General features: G+C 74.9%; 4 protein-coding genes. 3 read left to right on the forward strand and 1 reads right to left on the reverse strand.

The genetic code is table 11. The features are described from left to right. The first annotated feature begins 133 nt into the window (after positions 1-133). A complete protein-coding gene (locus GTW40_RS08685; protein ID WP_202485602.1) occupies positions 134-892 on the forward strand; it encodes a hypothetical protein in 759 nt (252 codons plus the stop codon). Beyond that, a complete protein-coding gene (gene mycP / locus GTW40_RS08690; protein WP_237525410.1) occupies positions 889-2,157 on the forward strand; it encodes a type VII secretion-associated serine protease mycosin in 1,269 nt (422 codons plus the stop codon). The genes GTW40_RS08685 and mycP overlap by 4 nt, the downstream gene beginning before the upstream one ends. Positions 2,158-2,218: 61 nt before the next feature. Here the strand turns inward: mycP and GTW40_RS08695 are convergent, their stop codons facing one another. Continuing rightward, a complete protein-coding gene (locus tag GTW40_RS08695) occupies positions 2,219-3,181 on the reverse strand; it encodes a serine hydrolase (RefSeq protein WP_161179580.1) in 963 nt (320 codons plus the stop codon). Between the two features lie 158 nt (positions 3,182-3,339). Between GTW40_RS08695 and GTW40_RS08700 the strand changes: the two genes are divergently transcribed. Then, positions 3,340-3,856: SseB family protein (locus GTW40_RS08700; protein ID WP_161179581.1), on the forward strand; the 517-nt coding region annotated here is incomplete at its 3' end.

Here is a 3,856-nt window from a genome sequence, read left to right on the forward strand (position 1 = left end):
CGCCCAGCCCCTCCTCGGCAGCCCCCCGCCGTCGCCCGACCCCGCCTACAACTGGAGTGCCGGGACGCCCGCGTGGTCGCTCGGGACGTTCGGGGAGCCGGAGCCGTTCGGCGGGGTGCGGGAGCCGGGGCCGATGGGGTGGGTGCGGGGGCGTGTCGTCGGCGCCGCCGTCTGTGTCGTGCTCGGGCTGGGGCTCATCGGTGGTGCCGCCGTGGGCAGTTGGCTGAGCGGGGACGGGGGTGCCGAGGCGCCCGCCAGTGCCTACGAGGCCGCCGGGGCGCTCTGGCACAACGTGCCCGTGGACCAGCTCTTTCCGCCCACCGTCGACGGCAAGGGCGCCGGACCCGGCGGGGCCGACCGCGTCTGGACCCGGATCGCCGTGGCTCCCGACAGCGGCTGCGCCGACGCCGTCGACCCGTTGCTGCGCCGCGTGCTCGCCCCCGTCGGCTGCCGCAGGCTGCTGCGTGCCACCTACACCGACGCCACCCAGAGCTATGTCACCACCGTCGGCCTGCTGTTCACCAAGGGCGACCCCGCCGCCATGACCTCGCTCGCCAACCGCTTCCGCAGCGAACACCTGGACCGGCGCACCGACCTGCTGCCCCGGCCGTACGCCGCCAAGGGCACGGTGGCCGCGACGTTCGGGGACGCGCAGCGCGCCAGCTGGACCGTCGACGTCCTCACGGACGCCCCGGTCGTCGCCTTCGCCGTCTCCGGCTGGGCCGACGGCCGCACCGTCGACACACCCGAGCCCGCGGCGGACGCCGTACGCGGCGGTGCCACCAGCGCACCGGCGCAGGCCGGTCTCGGCAACGAGGCGCAGGGCCTGGCCGACCGTGTCGAGCGGCGGCTGAGACAGAGAGTTGGACCGGCCACGGAGAAACCCGCATGAGGCGCCCGACCCGCACCGCCCGACCTGTACGCACCGCCTGGTCCGTACGCACCGCCCGATCCGTGCGCGTCGGCCGCCCCCTGCGCGCCGCCCGCGCCGTCACCCGCCCGGCGCTGAGCCTGCTCGCCGCCGCCTCCCTCGTGCTGTTCCCCGCCACCGCCGCCCACGCGGACGGCATCCGGGCCCAGCAGTGGGGCCTGGACGCCCTCCACCTGGACGACGCGTGGCGTACGACCCAGGGTCAGGGCGTCACCGTCGCCGTCCTGGACACCGGAGTGGAGGACGACCACCCGGACCTCGCCGGGAACGTCCTGACCGGCAAGGACATGATCGGTTTCGGCGCCGGACCCGGTGACCGCGCCTGGGCCCGGCACGGCACCGCCATGGCGGGCATCATCGCCGGGCACGGTCACGGCCCCGGGGACGCGGCCGGTGTCATGGGCGTCGCGCCCAAGGCGAAGATCCTCCCCGTACGGGTCATCCTGGAGGACGGCGACCCCGCCCGCGGCAAGGCCCGCACCACCCGTGCCAACGCCCTCGCCGAGGGCATCCACTGGGCCGCCGACCACGGCGCCGACGTCATCAACCTCTCCCTCGGCGACGACTCCGACTCCGCGCACCCCGAGCCCACCGAGGACGAGGCCGTGCAGTACGCCCTGCGCAAGGGCGTGGTCGTCGTCGCCTCGGCGGGCAACGGCGGCGACAAGGGGGACCATGTCTCCTACCCGGCGGCCTACCCCGGTGTCGTCGTCGCCACCGCCGTGGACCGCTACGGCACCCGCGCCTCCTTCTCCACCCGCCGCTGGTACGCCACGGTCAGCGCGCCCGGCGTGGACGTCGTGATCGCGGACCCCGACCACCGCTACTACGAGGGCTGGGGCACCTCGGCCGCCTCCGCCTTCGTCTCCGGCGCGGCGGCCCTGATCAAGGCGGCCCACCCCGACCTCACCCCCGCCCAGGTCAAGAAGCTCCTGGAGGACACCGCCCGCAACGCCCCGGCCGGCGGCCGCGACGACTCGCGCGGCTTCGGCATGATCGACCCGGCCGCCGCGCTCAAGTCCGCGACCGGTCTCAAGGCGCAGGGCCTGAAGTCGGCGGCGTACAACGGCAAGTACTTCGGCGCGGGCCCCGACGCCCCCAAGTCGGCGGGCAGCGCGACCGACTGGGCGGCCCCGCTCGCGGGCGGCACGGGCGGGGTGCTGCTGGTCGCGGCGGTGGTGCTGTGGCGCAGCCGCCGGGAGAACACCGGGGGCCTGATCCCCTAGGGGGCCCCTACGGGTCTCAGGGACACGAAGCCCCTCGACTCCCTTAGACCCCCTAGGTGCCCTAGGTGTCACGGGTGAACGCCGACACCGCCGCCCCCGCCGCCGACTCCACCAGCGAGACCCCCCTCGCCTGGCTCGCCGTCCCGCTGGACAGCACCGCGACCAGGTAGAAGGTGCCGTCGGCCGCCCGTATCCGCCCGATGCTGTTCACCACCCACAGGCCCGTCGTACTGCGGGGCAGCCAGCCGTTCTTCAGGGCGGTGGTACCGCCCTCGGCGGCGGCCGAGACACCCCAGCGCTGGTCGGCGTTCACGGACTCCATCAGCTCGCGGACGTACGCCCGCGAGGCGGTGCTCAGCAGCGAGTCGTCCCCGAACACCTGCCGGAGCAGCGCGAGTTGGTCCTTGGCCGTCGTGCGGGTCAGGCCCCACAGACCGTCCGTGCCCGCCGAGGTCCCCGTCATCCCGAAGCGCTTGTTGGCCGCGTCGAGCCCGTCCGCCCCGCCGATGACATGCCACAGCGTGCTGGCGGAGGCGTTGTCGCTGGCCTCGATCATCTTCACGGCGTACGCCTTCTCCGCCGCCGTCAGGTGCCGTCCCTCGTCCTGTGCCCGGAGGAGCAGCGCGGCGAGGATGTCCACCTTGACGATGCTCGCGGTGGCGAAGTCCGCCTCGCCGTACACCGCGCTCTGCCCGGAGTCCAGGTCGAGCACCGCCGCCGAGACGGCCGCGCCCGAGGGCAGGTCCACCGCCTCCATCGCCCTGCGGAGCAGCGCCGTACGGTCCACGGCGGCGGATCGTGTCACGGGTTCCACCGAAGCCTCCTCCTCGGCCGCCGGGGCGGAAGCCGACGGCGACGCCGCCGACGATACGGCCCGCCCCCCGTCGTGTGCCCGCGCCTTCACATAGACCGTGCCACCCGCCGTGACCCCGCCGATCACGACGGCCACCAGCGCGGCGTACAGCAGCGGACGGCGGCGGCCACGGTGACGACGACGGCCTCGGCCGCCCCGGGAGGACTCCATGCCGCGATGCTCGGGGCACGGGCTGTGCGTTCCGTTAGGGGGACGTTAGAGGCAGGTCAGCGAATCCCGGTTTCCTGTGAGCCCGGTGACGCCCGCGTTACCGCCCGCCGCAAACCCACCGACTTCCCCCGGACCCGCCCCCGCTAGGCTCGGGCACCGTGGCGAACAAGAACATTCCCGACCCCGGTTTCTCCGACGACGACGGCTCCGCCGACCCCCGGCTGACCGCCGCGCTCGCGGCCTGGGCCGAGGACCGCACCGCCGTCGGACCCGTACTGGAGGCCCTGAAGGGTGCCCGGCTGCTCGTGCCCGTCGTCGCCGTGCTCGGTGAGGTCGAGGTGGACGAGAACGGGCTGCGCCGGGAGAAGACCAGCGACATGGCCGTGCCCACGCTGAAGGCGCAGGGGCGCACCGCGCTGCCCGCCTTCACCTCCACGGACTCGCTCGCCCGCTGGGACGCCGCCGCGCGGCCCGTCGCCGTACCGCTGCACCAGGCGCTCCAGGCCGCCGCGCACGAGAAGGCCGACACCGTCCTGCTGGACATGGCGGGGCCGGTGCCCTTCGAGCTGACCGGGCCCGCGCTGCTCGCGCTCGCGGAGGGGCGCACCAGCGTCGACCCGCTCACCGACCCGGCCGTCGTCGACGCCGTGCGTACGGCCGTGGCCGCCGAGCCCG

The organism is Streptomyces sp. SID4985 (assembly GCF_009863025.1).
Taxonomy (GTDB): Bacteria; Actinomycetota; Actinomycetes; order Streptomycetales; family Streptomycetaceae; genus Streptomyces.

What these genes read in the sequence shown, in the direction of transcription:
- GTW40_RS08685 (WP_202485602.1), top strand. Translation starts at nt 134, where the DNA reads ATGGGGTGGGTGCGGGGGCGTGTCGTCGGCGCCGCCGTCTGTGTCGTG.
- mycP (WP_237525410.1), top strand. Translation starts at nt 889, where the DNA reads ATGAGGCGCCCGACCCGCACCGCCCGACCTGTACGCACCGCCTGGTCC.
- GTW40_RS08695 (WP_161179580.1), bottom strand. Translation starts at nt 3,181, where the DNA reads ATGGAGTCCTCCCGGGGCGGCCGAGGCCGTCGTCGTCACCGTGGCCGC.